Genomic DNA, 14,669 nt, shown 5'->3' with positions numbered 1-14,669 from the left:
TTAAAAGTTGCAGTAGCATGGTTTCCTACCAAAGCTAAAGGTAAGGGTTACACCTGTAAACACATACCAATCGTCGCTATTTGTATTACCAAATTTAAATTCTTCGGCATCTGCAAGCCCTTTTACCGGGTTGCTGCCATCGAGATCATCTGTAAATGCGTACCGGGCTCCAATCTCAAAACCCAGCACCATTTTCGTGCCAATTGTTGTTTTATATCCTACAACCATGGGGATTGCAGGTGCAGAAGCACCGTCGTAATCTCTAATCTCATCTCCAACTCTATATAAGGCCTTATACCAGAAATAAGTAAGTCCTGTATATAAATATGGTGTGGACACAGGTTTTCCGCTGTGTACATTGAATTCAACAAAAGTGTATTCCAGTCCTATAGATATCTCCGAGACCGTATTTTCGAAGCTAAGTCCCCGTTGTTTCCGTCTGCTTTGATTGGAATCTGCATCGTCGCCGCTAATTTGTGCTATCATGACCGAGCCACGAAAGGCGTGCCTTGCACTTCTATTCCACTTAAAAATGCCTCCAAAGGCAAAATTCTTGGGAGCTATATAATTTGTTCTACCTACATCGCCAATATAATTGGATCCCCCTAGCAACCCACCAATTTCATATGTCTGGGATTGAGCGGAAAAGATGCCTGAAAGAACAAGTAGAACGACTGTGAAATACCTCATAAACCTTAAAAGTTTGCAAATATAACAATAAACTTCGCATAGAAATATTTTATGCGAAAATGTCTCAGATGATAAACAAAAATTGAAGGAATTTATTGCCTAATTACGTTTGTCCTCACCCCAGAGTAATTTTTCTCTCAGGGTTTTAATGAATGTGTCATCCTTTAATTGTGCCAACTTAATAGTAAAAGGAGCCTTTTTTATACGGATAACTGCATGATCTTCCAAAGTTGCAATACGCGAATCGAGAGAGATCAGGTAGGATTTTTCGCGGCCGGAGACTTTGAGCGTGATCTCTACGTCGTCCGGGATAACCAAAGGGCGGGCGTTTAAATTATGCGGGGCAATAGGGGTAAGCACCATACATTGAGAGGCAGGATCCATAATAGGGCCGCCACAACTAAGCGAATAACCAGTAGATCCGGTAGGAGTGGAGATTATGAGGCCGTCAGACCAGTAGGACGTTAGGTGTTCGTTATCTACCATGGTCTCAACCTTGATCATGGAGGTAGTATTCTTACGGTTAATGGCAAGCTCATTGAGGGCAAAGTTAAGATCGCCAATCTCTTCACTTTGCGGTTCTGTTTGAATGGCAAGTAAACTTCGCTCCGAGATAGTAAAATTACCGGCAATGATCTGGGCAATGCTTTCAATTATCTTTTCTTTCTGAATAGTAGCCAGAAAACCTAGTCTTCCCGTATTGATTCCAACAATAGGAATTCCGAGATCCCGCACGAAGGTGATGGATTTCAGCAAAGTTCCGTCTCCTCCAATACTGAAAAACAAATCGTAAGAGTGATCGAGTTCGGTGAATGAGCTAAACGTAGCAACATTAGTATCTATCTCTTTGTGATGCTTGATAAGCTCCAGGAAATTCTTCTCAACAGCAATATCCACATTGGTTTGTTTCAATGCATTGAGTATTTGCTGAATGGATTGCTCTGAGTGTTCGTGGTAAAATTGACCGTAAATACCAACCTTCATAATTACATGTTTAGGTACTTGTCGAGATAATTTGAACGCTCTTTCAGATCTTCGAGGAATTTGTCCTCATCATGGCTGGAGACCACATTGTAACTATACCTTCTGAAAGTCTGTACAATTGCATTCATTCCCGTGTGACCAATCTTTATTGTGGCTTGAACAGTGTCGTTCTCAACTTTAGAAATGAAAACTCCCAGAATTTTCGCATCGTTGGACTCTACGATCTGGCATATTTCGCTAAAGGAATAATCCCGAACTCCTTTTTCAACCACTATAATAGCACCGGCTTCGTTGAGAAATGGTGTGTCATTGAAGATATTCATGATATCACTTAGCTCGTAATATCCCAAATACTTGTTTTCCGAATTAAGAACCGGCATGATATTGCTGCCGTACATGGCAAAAGCTTCAAGTATATCCAGCCAATTGGTCTTATCGGTCACGTAAAAGGGTTCCAGGGCATAAGCGAAGTCTGTAAGGTGCCTGTCATTTTCAAAACAATGAGCGTCTGTCTCTGAAATACATCCCGCGTATTTTCCATCCTTGGTCACCGGTATATGTGAATACGTCAACTGATTAAAGGCAACCTGCACCTCCTTAATAGCCGTTTCTATGTCGAAAGGTTTGATATCGTTTATTATATATTGTGTGGTATTCAAAGCGATAATTTTTATGCAAATTACTTAAAATAAAGATGTAAAAGCCTGCCTAAGCTTTGTATTTTTGCTTACACAAATTTAGCAAATGACAAAGTTAAGCGTAAATATCAACAAAATCGCTACACTTCGAAACGCCAGAGGAGGGGATGCGCCTAATGTGGTACAGGTAGCTAAGGATGTACAACGCTTTGGTGCCGCCGGCGTGACCATTCATCCAAGGCCCGATGAACGACATATTCGTTACCAGGATGCTTTCGACCTGAAACCTGTGGTATATACCGAGTTCAATATAGAAGGGAACCCTATAGATAAATTTCTTGACCTCGTACTCCAAATTCAACCCACCCAGGCTACCCTGGTGCCGGACGCTGTCGATGCCATCACATCGAACGCGGGGTGGGATACCCTGAAGCATCGCGATTTTCTTAGCGAGGTGATCACCGAATTAAAAAGTAAAGGGATCCGCACTTCCATTTTCGTGGATCCGGATGTTAGAATGATCGAAGGTGCAGCAAATACGGGCACCGACAGGATCGAACTTTACACCGAAACTTTTGCTCACCAGTACAGTCTGGGGAATAAAGAAGCGGTAAAGCCATATATCGAATGTGCCCATTTAGCGCACGAGTTAGGCCTTGGCATCAATGCCGGTCATGATCTTTCGCTTCAAAATATTAAGTATTTCAAAGATAGTATCCCTAATTTGCTTGAAGTTTCTATTGGGCATGCGCTTATCTGTGAGGCGATCTACGACGGTCTTGAAAATGTGATCAAATCCTATCTTCAGAAGCTACAATGATCTTACACTCACAAATAATAGGGGAAGGAAAACCATTTATCATCCTGCACGGCTTATTGGGGATGGGGGATAACTGGAAAACCCTTGCCAGGCAATTCTCGCTTCTCGGTTTTGAGATTCATCTTGTAGACCAACGCAATCATGGCAGGAGTTTTCATAGTGACGAATTTAACTACGAGCTTCTTGCTAACGACCTGTATAATTATTGCAAGCATCACGGCCTTGCTGATCTGCTGCTTTTAGGGCACTCCATGGGAGGAAAGACCGCAATGCAATTTGCAACAGAGCATCCGGATATGGTATCAAAATTATTGGTAGCCGACATAGCTCCTAAAGCCTATCCGCAGCACCATCAGGACATTTTTAAGGCATTACTTTCGTTGGATTTTGAAAGAATTAAAACGAGAGGAGAAGCCGAGGAAGTTCTCTCAAAGTATATTAAAGAAGCAGGGATCAGGCAATTTTTACTGAAGAATCTTTACTGGAAGGAAAAAGGGGTATTAGGCCTAAGGGCAAACCTTGAAATTCTAAACAGGGAAATTGAGGAAGTGGGAAAACCTTTACCGGAAAACGCCATCTACACCGGGGCTACTTTGTTCCTGGCAGGAGCCAATTCGGGATATATAAATGCGATGGATGAGATCCTGATCAAGAAACATTTTCCCGCTGCCAGTATTGTGACAATTAGCAATGCCGGGCATTGGCTTCATGCCGAAAACCCAAAGGAGTTTTACGATCGTGTGACGCGTTTTATTTCAGGTGAAGACACAGAAGGATAATTGATAATTGTTTTTTACCTTTATTCAAAACTAACATTATGAAAACCATTTTAAGATTATTACTCACGGCGCTTGCCGTAGTGATCCTGGCTAAGATTCTTCCGGGGGTGGCCGTGGAAGGCTACGGATCTGCTATTATAGTTGCTATAGTAGTGGCCTTGCTTCGATTCATAGTAAAACCAATATTGGTGGTTTTAACCCTGCCAATTACTATAATTACGCTCGGTCTATTCCTGCTTGTCATCAATGCGGTGATCATTATGATGGCAGATTATTTCATTCCGGGATTTGCAGTAGAATCTATCTGGTGGGCATTGTTGTTTAGTTTGCTCCTGTCCATCCTGCAGTCGATCTTTCATTCGGTGCTCGACAATAAAAAGCAATAGTAGATTCACAGACTTTAAAAGCTTGTTGGGTTGCATTAAAATTTGTACTTTTGCAACCCAATTTTTATGGGTAAAGGTTAAAGACTATGAACATTACAAAAAAAGACATCGATCCGCTAAATGCAGTGGTAACCGTGAATATTTCGAAAGACGATTATTCGGAAAAAGTGGACACTATTTTGAAGGATTACCGCAAGAATGCGAACATTCCCGGCTTTAGAAAAGGACATGTTCCTTTGGGGATGGTGAAGAAACAATACGGAAAAGCTGTATTGGTGGATGAAGTGAATAAGATCCTTCAGAACGAATTACATAAATTCTTAACTGAAGAGAAACTGGATGTTCTTGGGAATCCTCTTCCTAAAAATGAAGCAGAGATAGACTGGGATGCTGGAGATTTCTCATTCGAGTTCGATCTGGGCCTTGCTCCGGAATTCGAGGTGAACCTGAAAGGAAAGGCGGTTACACACTACAAGATCGTTGCCGATGACGAAATGATCAATAACCAGGTAAAGACCATTCGAAAGCAATACGGTAAATTAATAGCAAAGGATACTGTCGAAAAAGGTGATGAGGTTACAGGTACCTTTACTTCTGAAGAAAAAGGAATAGAGAAAAAAGCAACCTTTGAAACCGAAATAGTGAAAGGGAAAAAGCAACTCTCAACTCTTATTGGAGCTAAAGTTGGCGATACCATCACGTTGAAGACCAAAGGTCTATTTAAAGATGAACACGACAATCAGCGATATCTGGGTGTAGATCACGATGCTGCCCATGGCCTTGATATTGAGGTAGCTTTGAAGATAGAAGAGGTGAACAAGCGCGAAATGGCAGATCTTAACCAGGAATTATTCGATAAAATTTTTGGCGAAGGAGTAGTCACTTCAGAAAAACAATTAAAAGAAAAGATCAAAGAAGATGCCGAGCGACAGTTCGAACAGCAAAGCGATCAGAAATTGTTGAATGATGTGGTGGAATCGCTTATAGAAAATACCAAATTCGATCTGCCAAAAGAATTTCTACAAAGATGGATCCAGCAATCTGGAGAGGAAGTGCTTTCTGAAGAAGCTGCAAAGGAAGAATTCGAGAAAAGCGAAAAAGGCCTGAGATACCAACTTATTGAAGGAAAACTTAGGGCAGAGCACAAGCTTCAGGTAACTTTCGAAGAATTGAAAGACTATTCCCGGGATATGATCCGTATGCAGATGGCGCAATTTGGGAATATGAACCCTACCGATGAGGAGCTGGATGGCATAGTAGGTAGAATTATGTCGAACGAAGAAGAAGTAAGGCGACTGTCTGAACAACTAAATACCAACAAAATGCTTCAGTTTTACAAGGAAAATGCCAAACTGAAGACAAAGGAGGTAACTTATGACAAGTTCATAAAGGAGGCATACGCCTAATTCAGCAATAAAATAGTTATATTTAGGCGTTGAATTGTGGTGATTCAACGCTTTTTTTATCATACAGAAAACGACTCAAATTATATGAACTACAGTAAAGAATTTAAAGATTTTGCTATAAAAGATCAGGGGGTTAGCAGTACGTATTACGACACTATCGTGAGTAGTATGTATCCTGTAGGCCTCACCCCGAATATCATTGAAGAAAGACAAATGAACGCTGTGGCAATGGACGTGTTTTCACGCCTGATGATGGACCGTATCATTTTTCTAGGTACGGGAATAAACGATCAGGTGGCGAATATCGTTCAGGCACAGTTGCTATTCCTTGAAAGTACCGATGCTTCCAAGGATATCCAGATATATATTAATTCGCCGGGAGGCAGCGTATATGCCGGTCTGGGAATTTACGATACCATGCAGTTTATAAAACCGGACGTAGCCACTATTTGTACCGGGATGGCCGCCTCTATGGCAGCTGTTTTACTGTGTGCCGGGCAGAAAGGGAAGCGAAGCGGGTTAACTCACTCCAGAGTGATGATCCACCAGCCTATGGGTGGTGCTCAGGGACAGGCAAGTGATATTGAGATCACTGCCAGAGAAATCATTACCTTGAAGGAAGAACTATATCGCATAATCGCGAATCACAGTGGCCAGACTTACGAACAAGTTTATGAGGACAGTGACCGTGATTACTGGATGAAGGCCGATAAAGCCAAAGAATACGGAATGATAGACGAGATCTTATCTCGAAACTAAAATTCCGTCTAAATTTTAAGTTATGTCGAAAGAAGAATTGGAATGTTCATTTTGCGGACGTAAAAAAGCTGAAACCAACCTCTTAATCGCGGGATTGGATGCACATATTTGCGACCGATGTATAGAACAGGCTCATGGAATCGTGATCGAGGAGGCTCTGCATTCTACAAATAGCGAGCTTAGTAAGGAGCTGATGCTTAAAAAACCTAAGTCTATCAAAGCTTTTTTAGATGACTATGTAATTGGACAGGAACATACAAAAAAGGTAATGTCGGTGGCAGTTTATAATCACTACAAACGACTGCTACAACCTAAGAGTGATGAAGATATTGAGATTCAGAAAAGTAATATCATCATCGTGGGTCAGACCGGTACGGGAAAAACCCTGGTCGCCAAGACTATTGCCAGAATGCTGAATGTTCCCTTAGCCATTGTGGACGCTACTGTACTTACAGAGGCTGGTTATGTTGGAGAAGATGTTGAGAGTATCCTTACCCGTTTGTTACAAGCGGCCGATTACAATGTGGAGAAGGCCCAGAACGGGATCGTGTTTATCGATGAGATCGATAAGATCGCCCGTAAGAGTGATAATCCCTCAATTACTCGTGATGTGAGTGGAGAAGGAGTGCAACAAGCATTACTTAAATTACTTGAAGGAACCACTGTAAACGTGCCACCTAAAGGTGGGCGTAAACATCCAGATCAGAAATTTATAGAAGTAGATACCGAAAATATATTATTCATTGCCGGTGGTGCATTTGATGGGATCGATCGCCATATTTCAAAAAGGCTCAATATGCAGGCTGTTGGCTTTAGCGCCAGCAAGAAAGAAGATACCATGGAGCGGGATAATATGCTCAAATACATCATCCCTAAAGATCTTAAGGATTACGGATTAATACCCGAGATCATTGGCCGTTTACCGGTGCTTACCTATATGAATCCGTTAGATAAAGGTACTCTTAGAGCCATTCTTACCGAACCCAAAAATGCCATAATCAAACAGTACAAAAAGTTGTTTGAAATGGACGATATAGATTTTGTGATCACCGAAGAAGCGTTGGATTTTATTGTAGAACAGGCTATCGAATATAAACTTGGAGCCAGGGGATTGCGATCCTTATGTGAAGCAGTGCTTACAGATGCTATGTACGACCTGCCGGGAAGTGATGAAAAAGAACTTACGGTGACCATGGAATACGCTCAGGAGAAACTCAATAAATCTACCATTAAGAAATTAAAGGCTGTATCGTAAGCATGTATTGACTTAAAAAAAAAGCCTCAGGGAACAAACCTGAGGCTTTTTCTTGAAATTACTTATAGCTAGGGTTGTGCGATAACAGTTTTCTTCTTTTTATTAAGAATCTTCTGTTGCATTAATTCCTTCTTATTTTTTAATGTGTATCCTGCTACCTTTTCTTCTTTCTGAATTGTCTTTACAGTAGTTCCACATGATACCACGGAAACTGAAAAGAAGAGGATCGCCACTATGTATATGATTTTTTTCATTGCCCCAATAATGAATTATTAAATCAAACATAGAAAGTAAGAAAAGTACTACCAAATTTATTAGTTGAAGTAGCGATAATTTTCGATTAAGCGTATTTTTTGGCCAAATTTCAAGACTGATTACTCCCGAACGAGGAAATAGCAATATTCGTTTAATACCTCCAATTCTTCGAGCTTCTCGGGTACCAGGCGCAGTTCCTTTGCGAGTTCCAAGGTGCTGTTTTTACGCTTTAAATGAAATCCAGGGAGGTTTTTATAAAAGCTAAATGGCAGTGTGGTTGCATTGCCTGAAGAATGCAGCTCTTTCTCAAAATAGTTCTTCAGTCGATTCCAGACTTCGGTTTTTTTAGTGTGATCTTCGAAAGATTCGGCAAGCAGCACATCTCCTGTGTCCAGGATATCACGACAAAAATCAATAATCGATACAATCTCATCTTTGTTCAGGAAGAAGAAAACCCCTTCTATCATGATCACCTTTTTGTAATTCTTATAGCTATCCAACATGGATTTTAACCGCAGCTGGTCTTCTTTCCTAGTGATATCACACTCGATCCTTATCACGTTCCTGGCCGGAAGTAACCCTTTTGCCTCGAAATTGGCAATTGCGTTCTTTTTAAATTGGATCACATCTTCGAAATCGGCCTCGATGGTGACCATACTTTCAGAAAGATTATACGGATACATGCTAAAACCAGCTCCCAGGTTTATACATAGAAGTTTAGAATCGTGCTCCAGTACTTCATTTAGGGTTTTATGAAAGTATCTATTTCTCATACAATGAAGAATCTCATCATATTGTGAAACTTCGGCGGCAAATTCGTCCACCCATGCCTGCAAGCCGGGTTTAACCCATAGTTTTGCAAATGGGTCGCAACTCATTGCTTCATGATTAGCGCGATAGCAGGCGATTACGAAGGCCGTATCGGGAATAGAGATGGCCATGTTCAGTTATTTAACGAAAGTAATTCTTCTATATATTCTCGCGAATTAGACAGCCTTGGAACTTTATGCTGTCCCCCCAGTTTGTTATTCTTCTTTAACCAGTCGTAGAACAGTTTCTCCCTACCACAATGAACCTTTGGTGCATTTAAGGTGGTATTATTAAACCTTTTGGCTTCGTAATCGCTATTTACTTCCTGCAGTGACTTATCAAGCAGCATGGTAAAAGTTTCGAAATCCTTAGGAGGGGTCTTAAATTCTATGATCCACTCATGCGCACCTTTCTCTCGGCCCTTCATAAAAATAGGCGCCACAGTATAGTCCACAATCTCGGTTTGAGTGAGTTTCGACACTTTGCGCAAGGCAGTTTCTGCATTTTCAATGATAAGCTCTTCCCCAAACACGTTTATGTGATGCTTGGTTCTGCCGGTTACACGTATTCTATACGGACTCACCGAAGTAAATCGTACGGTATCGCCAATCTTATAACGCCATAAGCCGGCATTTGTGGAGATAACGATCGCGTAATTCTCATCCTTTTCCACCTCGCTCAACGGGATCACTTTCTGCTCAGGCGTGCCGTACGTACTCATTGGAATGAATTCGTAGAAAATTCCGTAATCAAGCATAAGCAATAGATCGTTACTGTGATTCTGGTCCTGGATAGCGAAAAATCCTTCAGAAGCATTATAGATCTCATAATATTTGAAGTCGTCACGAGGTAAAAGCTTACGATATTGATCTAAATAGGGCTCGAAACTTACGCCTCCATGAAAATACACTTCCAAATTCGGCCAGATCTCGAAGAGATCTTTCGCTCCGGTAGACTCCATTACATTATTCAGTAAAACAAGCATCCAGGAAGGAACTCCGGCCAAGCTGGTAACATTCTCCTTTATGGTCTCGTTAACGATAGCTTGCATCTTAACCTCCCAGTTTGCCATTAGCGATATCTCATTGCTGGGAGTACTGCTGAATTCTGCCCAAAAGGGCATGTTATCTATAAGGATGGCGCTAAGATCCCCGAAAACAGTACCATTTTCTTCATAGAGCTCTTTACTGCCCCCCAATCGCAGGCCTTTACCTAAAAAAAGCTGAGAATCGGGATTATTATTTAGGTACATACAGAGAAGGTCCTTACTCGCGGCATAATGACAATTTTCGAGGGACTCCTGGCTTACAGGGATAAACTTACTTTTGGCATTCGTGGTTCCACTGGATTTGGCAAACCATTTAATGGGTTTGGGCCAGAAAATATTGCTTTCTCCTCGTCGTGCCCGTTCAATTCGGGCTTCATTTTCTTCGTAAGTAGTGATAGGTACTCTTTCGGTAAATTCCCTATAGCTTTTTATGGACCCAAAATCGTACTGAATTCCGATCTCGGTGGTCTTTGCCTTCAGCAATAAATTGTGAAGCAATTCTTCCTGCACTTCAACAGGGTATTTCAGGAAGAGTTCGATCTGGTGAAACCGTTTCTTCAGAAACCATGAAGCGATGGAATTAACTATCGGTATTGGCATAATTACCCTATCTTTATTCCATAAAAATAGCAATTTCTTTTTTATGAAATACAGCGGTGTTCTTACGAAGATGCAAACCGAAAACGGATCACCAATTCAATACTATCTGGTCTTTGAAAATGACTTTCTGAATATGAATCAGTTACTGGATAGAGCGGTTTCAATTTCTTTCAGAAAATACCAATGCCTTAACTGTGGCCTTGATAAAAAGATCTTCCGAATGGGCTTTTGCTACGACTGCTTTTACCTGGTTCCCCAGGCAGCAGACTGGGTGATCCGCCCAGAATTGAGCAAGGCGCACCTCGATGTTGAGGACCGGGATCTGGAGTATGAGAAAAAAGTGCAAATTCAACCACACGTTGTTTATTTGGCGAACAGCAGCAGTGTAAAAGTTGGTGTTACGCGTAAAAGTCAGATCCCCACTCGATGGATCGACCAGGGAGCCCACGAAGCCATAGAGATCGTGGAAGTACCAAATCGTTACCTGGCAGGAATTACCGAATTAGCCTTAAAGGATCATGTAAGCGATAAGACGAACTGGCGGGCGATGCTCAAGAACGATATAAAAGACGAGGATCTGGCCGATTGGAGATCTAAGCTGGAACCATTTATTCCGGAGGAAGCCAGAGAATATTATATTGCCAATAATACGGAAACCAACCTCGAGTTTCCTGTATTGCAGTATCCCGAGAAGCCCAAAAGCCTAAATCTTGACAAAACCCCGGATTTTACGGGAGTGCTTAAAGGTATCAAAGGGCAATATCTCATTTTCGAAGACAATACCGTCTTTAATGTGAGAAGTAATGAAGGCTATGTAGTGGAGATCTCGGTGAATTAATTAGTTGTTCACGCTATCTTTCTTTTTCGTTCCCTTTAGCAGATCTCCCAGCAATCCCTTTACCACTTTTTCTGGATCGGTAGTGACCGGATCTGTTTTCTTGGGATCTTTAGGATCGCTGTTATTCCCCTGGGTGTTACTATTCGAATTTCCCCCGCCTAACAAGTCTTTCAGGATATCCGTACCCTTGTTTTTAAGCTCTTGTTTTTGCTTTTCTATCAGCTTATTGGTAAGCTGAGTAACAGCAGATTGCATATTAACAGAAATATTAGGAGAGGTCACGGTTCCGCTTACTCCTACCGGTATATTTACCGTCATATTGTTAGCGTCTGCCGGATCCAGTTTTGAAAGTAATTGAGTGACATCGCTTCCCAAATACCTGGCAGGCACCTGCATATCGAGGGTATAAGACATACTTTTATCCAGGCTATGACTTCCCGAGGCGGTAACTTCAACTCCTTTTACATCGAAGCTAAAAGGTTTTACCTCTATTTTTCCGTTATTGAAGGTAAATGCCGTCGACAAATCTCTTAAACTCAATTTGTCCAACTGGAGGAAAGGAGCTTTTTCACCTAACCTGGCTAGAACGGGAGTCCTTTCGGTTGAAAGTTCGGCTGTGAGGATCTGGGCGGCGGCATTTCCGGCAAGGGATTTCAAATCGGGAGTAAGGTTGTCATTTAGCACACCTTTAAGCTGAATACGGGTATTTAGGTCGCCGTCCAGGGCGTTTGCGATAGGTGCCAGATATTTCAATAACTCCAATTTGCGAAAAGACTCCGATATGTTGATCTTACTAAGATCAAGGTCCATAGTAAAGGTTGGGGTTTTCGATCTGGTGGATACATTACCCGAAAGTGCAGCATTCCCGCCAAAAAGATCCGACTTTACATTATTAAGATTTGCGGTTTCCTCCTTTATACTCACGGTTCCGGAAGCATTGTTCAGGGTGATATCGTCGTAGATCACTTTCATGGCTGTAAAATCCAGTGTTGCATCCAGAAAATCGGGTATCTTGATCTGTTCGTCGCTTTCGGTGGTGATTGCCGATTTTCCTGATGTGCTGGCGGTTTCGGTATCGGCCGATTTAAAATCGTTTAAGTTAAAGGTATTCGATTTCACATTAAAGCGGCCTTTCAGATCTTGTTTGGCCATGATCCATGGCACCAGGTTCTGTATGGTTCCTGTTGCCGAAATGTCTGTTTCTCCGGTGCTTCCCTTCATCTCATTCAGCTGAATATTTCCAGGGGAAAGATCCATAGACACCGTCTCTATCTTTATCTCGTTCTTAAAATCGGGATCTTTATACGAAAAATCAGACAAGCTCGCCGTTCCATAGGTTTGTATACTTTGATATTGTTCGTTCTCGATGGAGGCCATATCGAAATTTGTTCTCACATCTGCTTTGAAAACGCCGCTAAGCTGCTGATCCAGTTCGACCGGGAGTACCTGGTCGATCTTAGACAGGTCCAGCGTGCCTTTCATCGCCATGTTCACCAGGGCATTTTTTGTGAGATTTCTAATGCTTCCGTTCGCCGAAAAAATCTCGTCGTCGATCTTAAAAGTAAGTCCGCCTATATTGAGATAGGTGTCTTCGGCTAGTCCGGTATCGTTTTTAAGTTGCGCATCAATACTTATATTTCGAACGGCCTTGGGCAGATCTGGATATTTAAAGGAAGCATTGCTACTCCTTACAGCAATATCCATCATAGGGATGTGATCGTCGTCCACTTTACCCTTCAGCATGCCCTTTACACTAAAATCTCCTGTGGTTGCGACTCCCTCGAGATCCTTAACATATTCCCTTGGCATCACCGCCAGGAAATTTCTAAAATCGGATGATGGCGTTTTAAAGCTCAGGTCCATTTCGGTATTATCCTCATTTACCTGCACAAATCCATCGAAGGTGAGGGGTAGTTCGTTCACCCTTGCCTCATTTTCAAGGAAGGTATATTTTTGGCTTTCTAAATCCATCTGAATAAGTGCATCCAGGGAAATGATGTTGTTGGTTAAATAGGACACTTCACCAATTTTAAGGGAAACAACGGCATCGGTATCGGTATCCAGCTTAGACTGAGCCAGTGAGAAATCACCATTCCCACTGTGATTTACCTCGGTAAGACTTAAATAGGTCTTACTAAGCTCATCCATGTAGTTAATTTCGGTATTGTTTATTTGATAACCCTGAAGGTTAAATGTAAACCCTTCTGTTGTTTCTGTGTTTTCTTCGGAAGGGTCCTTTGTCTTGGTGATGTCGTAGTTGGCCCGCCCCAGAGAATCCACTACAATATTCACTCGTGCGTCATCCAGCCCGAGGGCATTGATCACTATGGCGTCGTTACTGGATTTGAACAATTGAGTTATACCCATATCCAGAGTGATCTGTTTCCCGCTGGCCAGAGTATCTCCTACAAAAGGAGCATAATTAACCACACTGAAATTCTTGATCTTTACCGCGGCATCGGGAAAACTGCTAAACAAACTAAGATCCATAGATTCCCATTCCACGACTGCGTTCAGGTTATTGTTGAGATTCTTTTTGAGTAGGTTTTCCAGGGTCCCTTTAAATAGGAATGGAGCAAGCAATAAAACAAGGACAATGAGCCCTAGTAATACTCCTGTTATTTTTAATATTTTTTTCATTTTATTTCTTCTTTTTCAAGGTCAATTTCTTCACCAACTTTCAATCCAAAGCGTCTTCGTAAAACATAGACCGCTGCGTATAAAAATGGTGTGTCTGCTGCGGCGACCAATACCTTAAAGAGAAATCCACTCAACAGCAAGCCTGCAAAGAGATGCCATTCTATCTTTCCGAAACTGCACAGTAGTACCAGAACAGTAAAGGTGTCTACAAACTGAGACAAAAAGGTTGAGAAGTTATTTCGCAACCACAGATGCTTTCCCCTGGTGAGTCGCTTCCAAAAATGGAAGATCGAAATGTCTATGTATTGAGCCAGTAAATACGCCATCATTGAGGCAAATACTGCAACGACGGTGGCTCCAAATACCTTATCGAACAGGGCATCGCTAACCGGACTCCATTCGGTGGCCGTTACCGCACTCGAGACGTATATAATACCCATTGAAAACACGGAGGCGAAGATCCCGGCGGTTACAACCTGGTTGGCCTTCCGTTTTCCGTAAACCTCGCTTATTATATCGGTAATAAGAAAGGTTATAGGATATGGCAGTATGCCTACAGAAAGTTCGAAAGTGTAAATTCCGAAGAAATCGAACGAAAAGAACTTCTGAAAGATAAGGTTTGATACTACCAGGGACGCTATAAACAAAGCCCCCAAAATGAGGTATATACGTTGTGCCAGTAGTCTGTCTTTAAGAGTGAGTTTCGCCACAAGCATAAAGTTATAAACTCAAAGTTACTTGTTGTACGTTTTCTTTTCCTT

General features: G+C 41.8%; 15 protein-coding genes. 7 read left to right on the top strand and 8 right to left on the bottom strand.

The genetic code is table 11. The annotated features are described in order from the left end of the window. The 3 genes from porG to C5O00_RS03345 form a co-directional block, all read right to left on the bottom strand. Nucleotides 1–690: a type IX secretion system protein PorG gene (porG, locus tag C5O00_RS03355; RefSeq protein ID WP_105214942.1), complete on the bottom strand. Its 690-nt coding sequence runs from the start codon at nt 688–690 to the stop codon at nt 1–3. A gap of 99 nt (nt 691–789) precedes the next feature. Continuing rightward, the gene (locus tag C5O00_RS03350) at nt 790–1,674 is read right to left on the bottom strand and encodes an NAD kinase (protein WP_105214940.1); all 885 of its coding nucleotides are present in this window, start codon (nt 1,672–1,674) and stop codon (nt 790–792) included. A 2-nt stretch (nt 1,675–1,676) separates the two neighbouring features. Beyond that, nucleotides 1,677–2,333, bottom strand: coding sequence for a CBS domain-containing protein (locus C5O00_RS03345; protein WP_105214938.1), 657 nt, complete (start codon nt 2,331–2,333; stop codon nt 1,677–1,679). Nucleotides 2,334–2,418: 85 nt separating this feature from the next. On the opposite strand from C5O00_RS03345, the gene C5O00_RS03340 reads away from it, so the two are divergent. The 6 genes from C5O00_RS03340 (at nt 2,419) to clpX (ending at nt 7,717) form a co-directional block, all read left to right on the top strand. After that, nucleotides 2,419–3,132 (top strand): pyridoxine 5'-phosphate synthase, encoded by a 714-nt coding sequence (locus tag C5O00_RS03340; protein ID WP_105214936.1) that lies wholly within the window; start codon nt 2,419–2,421, stop codon nt 3,130–3,132. Continuing rightward, nucleotides 3,129–3,911: an alpha/beta fold hydrolase gene (locus C5O00_RS03335; RefSeq protein WP_105214934.1), complete on the top strand. Its 783-nt coding sequence runs from the start codon at nt 3,129–3,131 to the stop codon at nt 3,909–3,911. The genes C5O00_RS03340 and C5O00_RS03335 overlap by 4 nt, the downstream gene beginning before the upstream one ends. 38 nt (nt 3,912–3,949) lie before the next feature. After that, nucleotides 3,950–4,297 carry a phage holin family protein gene (locus tag C5O00_RS03330; RefSeq protein WP_105214932.1) on the top strand — a complete coding sequence of 116 codons (348 nt, stop codon included), beginning with the start codon at nt 3,950–3,952 and terminating at the stop codon, nt 4,295–4,297. 86 nt (nt 4,298–4,383) lie between these two features. Continuing rightward, a complete protein-coding gene (gene tig, locus C5O00_RS03325) occupies nt 4,384–5,703 on the top strand; it encodes a trigger factor (protein WP_105214930.1) in 1,320 nt (439 codons plus the stop codon). An 84-nt stretch (nt 5,704–5,787) separates the two neighbouring features. Further along, complete coding sequence (gene clpP, locus C5O00_RS03320) at nt 5,788–6,462, top strand: ATP-dependent Clp endopeptidase proteolytic subunit ClpP (RefSeq protein ID WP_105214928.1); 675 nt, start codon at nt 5,788–5,790, stop codon at nt 6,460–6,462. 22 nt (nt 6,463–6,484) lie between these two features. Further along, complete coding sequence (gene clpX / locus C5O00_RS03315) at nt 6,485–7,717, top strand: ATP-dependent Clp protease ATP-binding subunit ClpX (RefSeq protein ID WP_105214926.1); 1,233 nt, start codon at nt 6,485–6,487, stop codon at nt 7,715–7,717. Between the two features lie 68 nt (nt 7,718–7,785). On the opposite strand, the gene C5O00_RS14585 is transcribed toward clpX, so the two are convergent. The 3 genes from C5O00_RS14585 to C5O00_RS03300 all read right to left on the bottom strand — a co-directional run bounded on the left by C5O00_RS14585 (nt 7,786) and on the right by C5O00_RS03300 (nt 10,430). Then, nucleotides 7,786–7,971 (bottom strand): hypothetical protein, encoded by a 186-nt coding sequence (locus C5O00_RS14585; RefSeq protein ID WP_105214924.1) that lies wholly within the window; start codon nt 7,969–7,971, stop codon nt 7,786–7,788. A gap of 120 nt (nt 7,972–8,091) precedes the next feature. Next, on the bottom strand, nt 8,092–8,913 hold the full coding sequence (locus tag C5O00_RS03305) for a class I SAM-dependent methyltransferase (RefSeq protein WP_105214922.1): 822 nt from the start codon (nt 8,911–8,913) through the stop codon (nt 8,092–8,094). Nucleotides 8,914–8,915: 2 nt separating this feature from the next. Continuing rightward, nucleotides 8,916–10,430, bottom strand: coding sequence for a GH3 auxin-responsive promoter family protein (locus C5O00_RS03300; RefSeq protein WP_105214920.1), 1,515 nt, complete (start codon nt 10,428–10,430; stop codon nt 8,916–8,918). 43 nt (nt 10,431–10,473) lie between these two features. Between C5O00_RS03300 and C5O00_RS03295 the strand changes: the two genes are divergently transcribed. Continuing rightward, on the top strand, nt 10,474–11,268 hold the full coding sequence (locus C5O00_RS03295; protein ID WP_105217555.1) for a DUF2797 domain-containing protein: 795 nt from the start codon (nt 10,474–10,476) through the stop codon (nt 11,266–11,268). Here the strand turns inward: C5O00_RS03295 and C5O00_RS03290 are convergent, their stop codons facing one another. Together C5O00_RS03290 and C5O00_RS03285 are read right to left on the bottom strand one after the other, a co-directional pair. Beyond that, nucleotides 11,269–13,908, bottom strand: a complete 2,640-nt coding sequence (locus tag C5O00_RS03290) for an AsmA-like C-terminal region-containing protein (protein ID WP_105214918.1) — start codon at nt 13,906–13,908, stop codon at nt 11,269–11,271. Continuing rightward, entirely contained in the window at nt 13,905–14,618 is a 714-nt protein-coding gene (locus C5O00_RS03285; RefSeq protein WP_244593020.1) for a queuosine precursor transporter, read from the bottom strand. The genes C5O00_RS03290 and C5O00_RS03285 overlap by 4 nt, the downstream gene beginning before the upstream one ends. Between the last annotated feature and the right edge of the window lie 51 nt (nt 14,619–14,669).

This window comes from Pukyongia salina, assembly GCF_002966125.1.
Lineage (GTDB): Bacteria > Bacteroidota > Bacteroidia > Flavobacteriales > Flavobacteriaceae > Pukyongia > Pukyongia salina.
This window is presented reverse-complemented; position numbering and strand designations above follow the sequence as displayed.

What these genes read in the sequence shown, in the direction of transcription:
- C5O00_RS03350 (WP_105214940.1), bottom strand. Translation starts at nt 1,674, where the DNA reads ATGAAGGTTGGTATTTACGGTCAATTTTACCACGAACACTCAGAGCAA.
- C5O00_RS03295 (WP_105217555.1), top strand. Translation starts at nt 10,474, where the DNA reads ATGAAATACAGCGGTGTTCTTACGAAGATGCAAACCGAAAACGGATCA.
- C5O00_RS03340 (WP_105214936.1), top strand. Translation starts at nt 2,419, where the DNA reads ATGACAAAGTTAAGCGTAAATATCAACAAAATCGCTACACTTCGAAAC.
- tig (WP_105214930.1), top strand. Translation starts at nt 4,384, where the DNA reads ATGAACATTACAAAAAAAGACATCGATCCGCTAAATGCAGTGGTAACC.
- porG (WP_105214942.1), bottom strand. Translation starts at nt 690, where the DNA reads ATGAGGTATTTCACAGTCGTTCTACTTGTTCTTTCAGGCATCTTTTCC.
- C5O00_RS03330 (WP_105214932.1), top strand. Translation starts at nt 3,950, where the DNA reads ATGAAAACCATTTTAAGATTATTACTCACGGCGCTTGCCGTAGTGATC.
- C5O00_RS03300 (WP_105214920.1), bottom strand. Translation starts at nt 10,430, where the DNA reads ATGCCAATACCGATAGTTAATTCCATCGCTTCATGGTTTCTGAAGAAA.
- C5O00_RS14585 (WP_105214924.1), bottom strand. Translation starts at nt 7,971, where the DNA reads ATGAAAAAAATCATATACATAGTGGCGATCCTCTTCTTTTCAGTTTCC.
- clpX (WP_105214926.1), top strand. Translation starts at nt 6,485, where the DNA reads ATGTCGAAAGAAGAATTGGAATGTTCATTTTGCGGACGTAAAAAAGCT.
- C5O00_RS03335 (WP_105214934.1), top strand. Translation starts at nt 3,129, where the DNA reads ATGATCTTACACTCACAAATAATAGGGGAAGGAAAACCATTTATCATC.
- clpP (WP_105214928.1), top strand. Translation starts at nt 5,788, where the DNA reads ATGAACTACAGTAAAGAATTTAAAGATTTTGCTATAAAAGATCAGGGG.
- C5O00_RS03305 (WP_105214922.1), bottom strand. Translation starts at nt 8,913, where the DNA reads ATGGCCATCTCTATTCCCGATACGGCCTTCGTAATCGCCTGCTATCGC.
- C5O00_RS03290 (WP_105214918.1), bottom strand. Translation starts at nt 13,908, where the DNA reads ATGAAAAAAATATTAAAAATAACAGGAGTATTACTAGGGCTCATTGTC.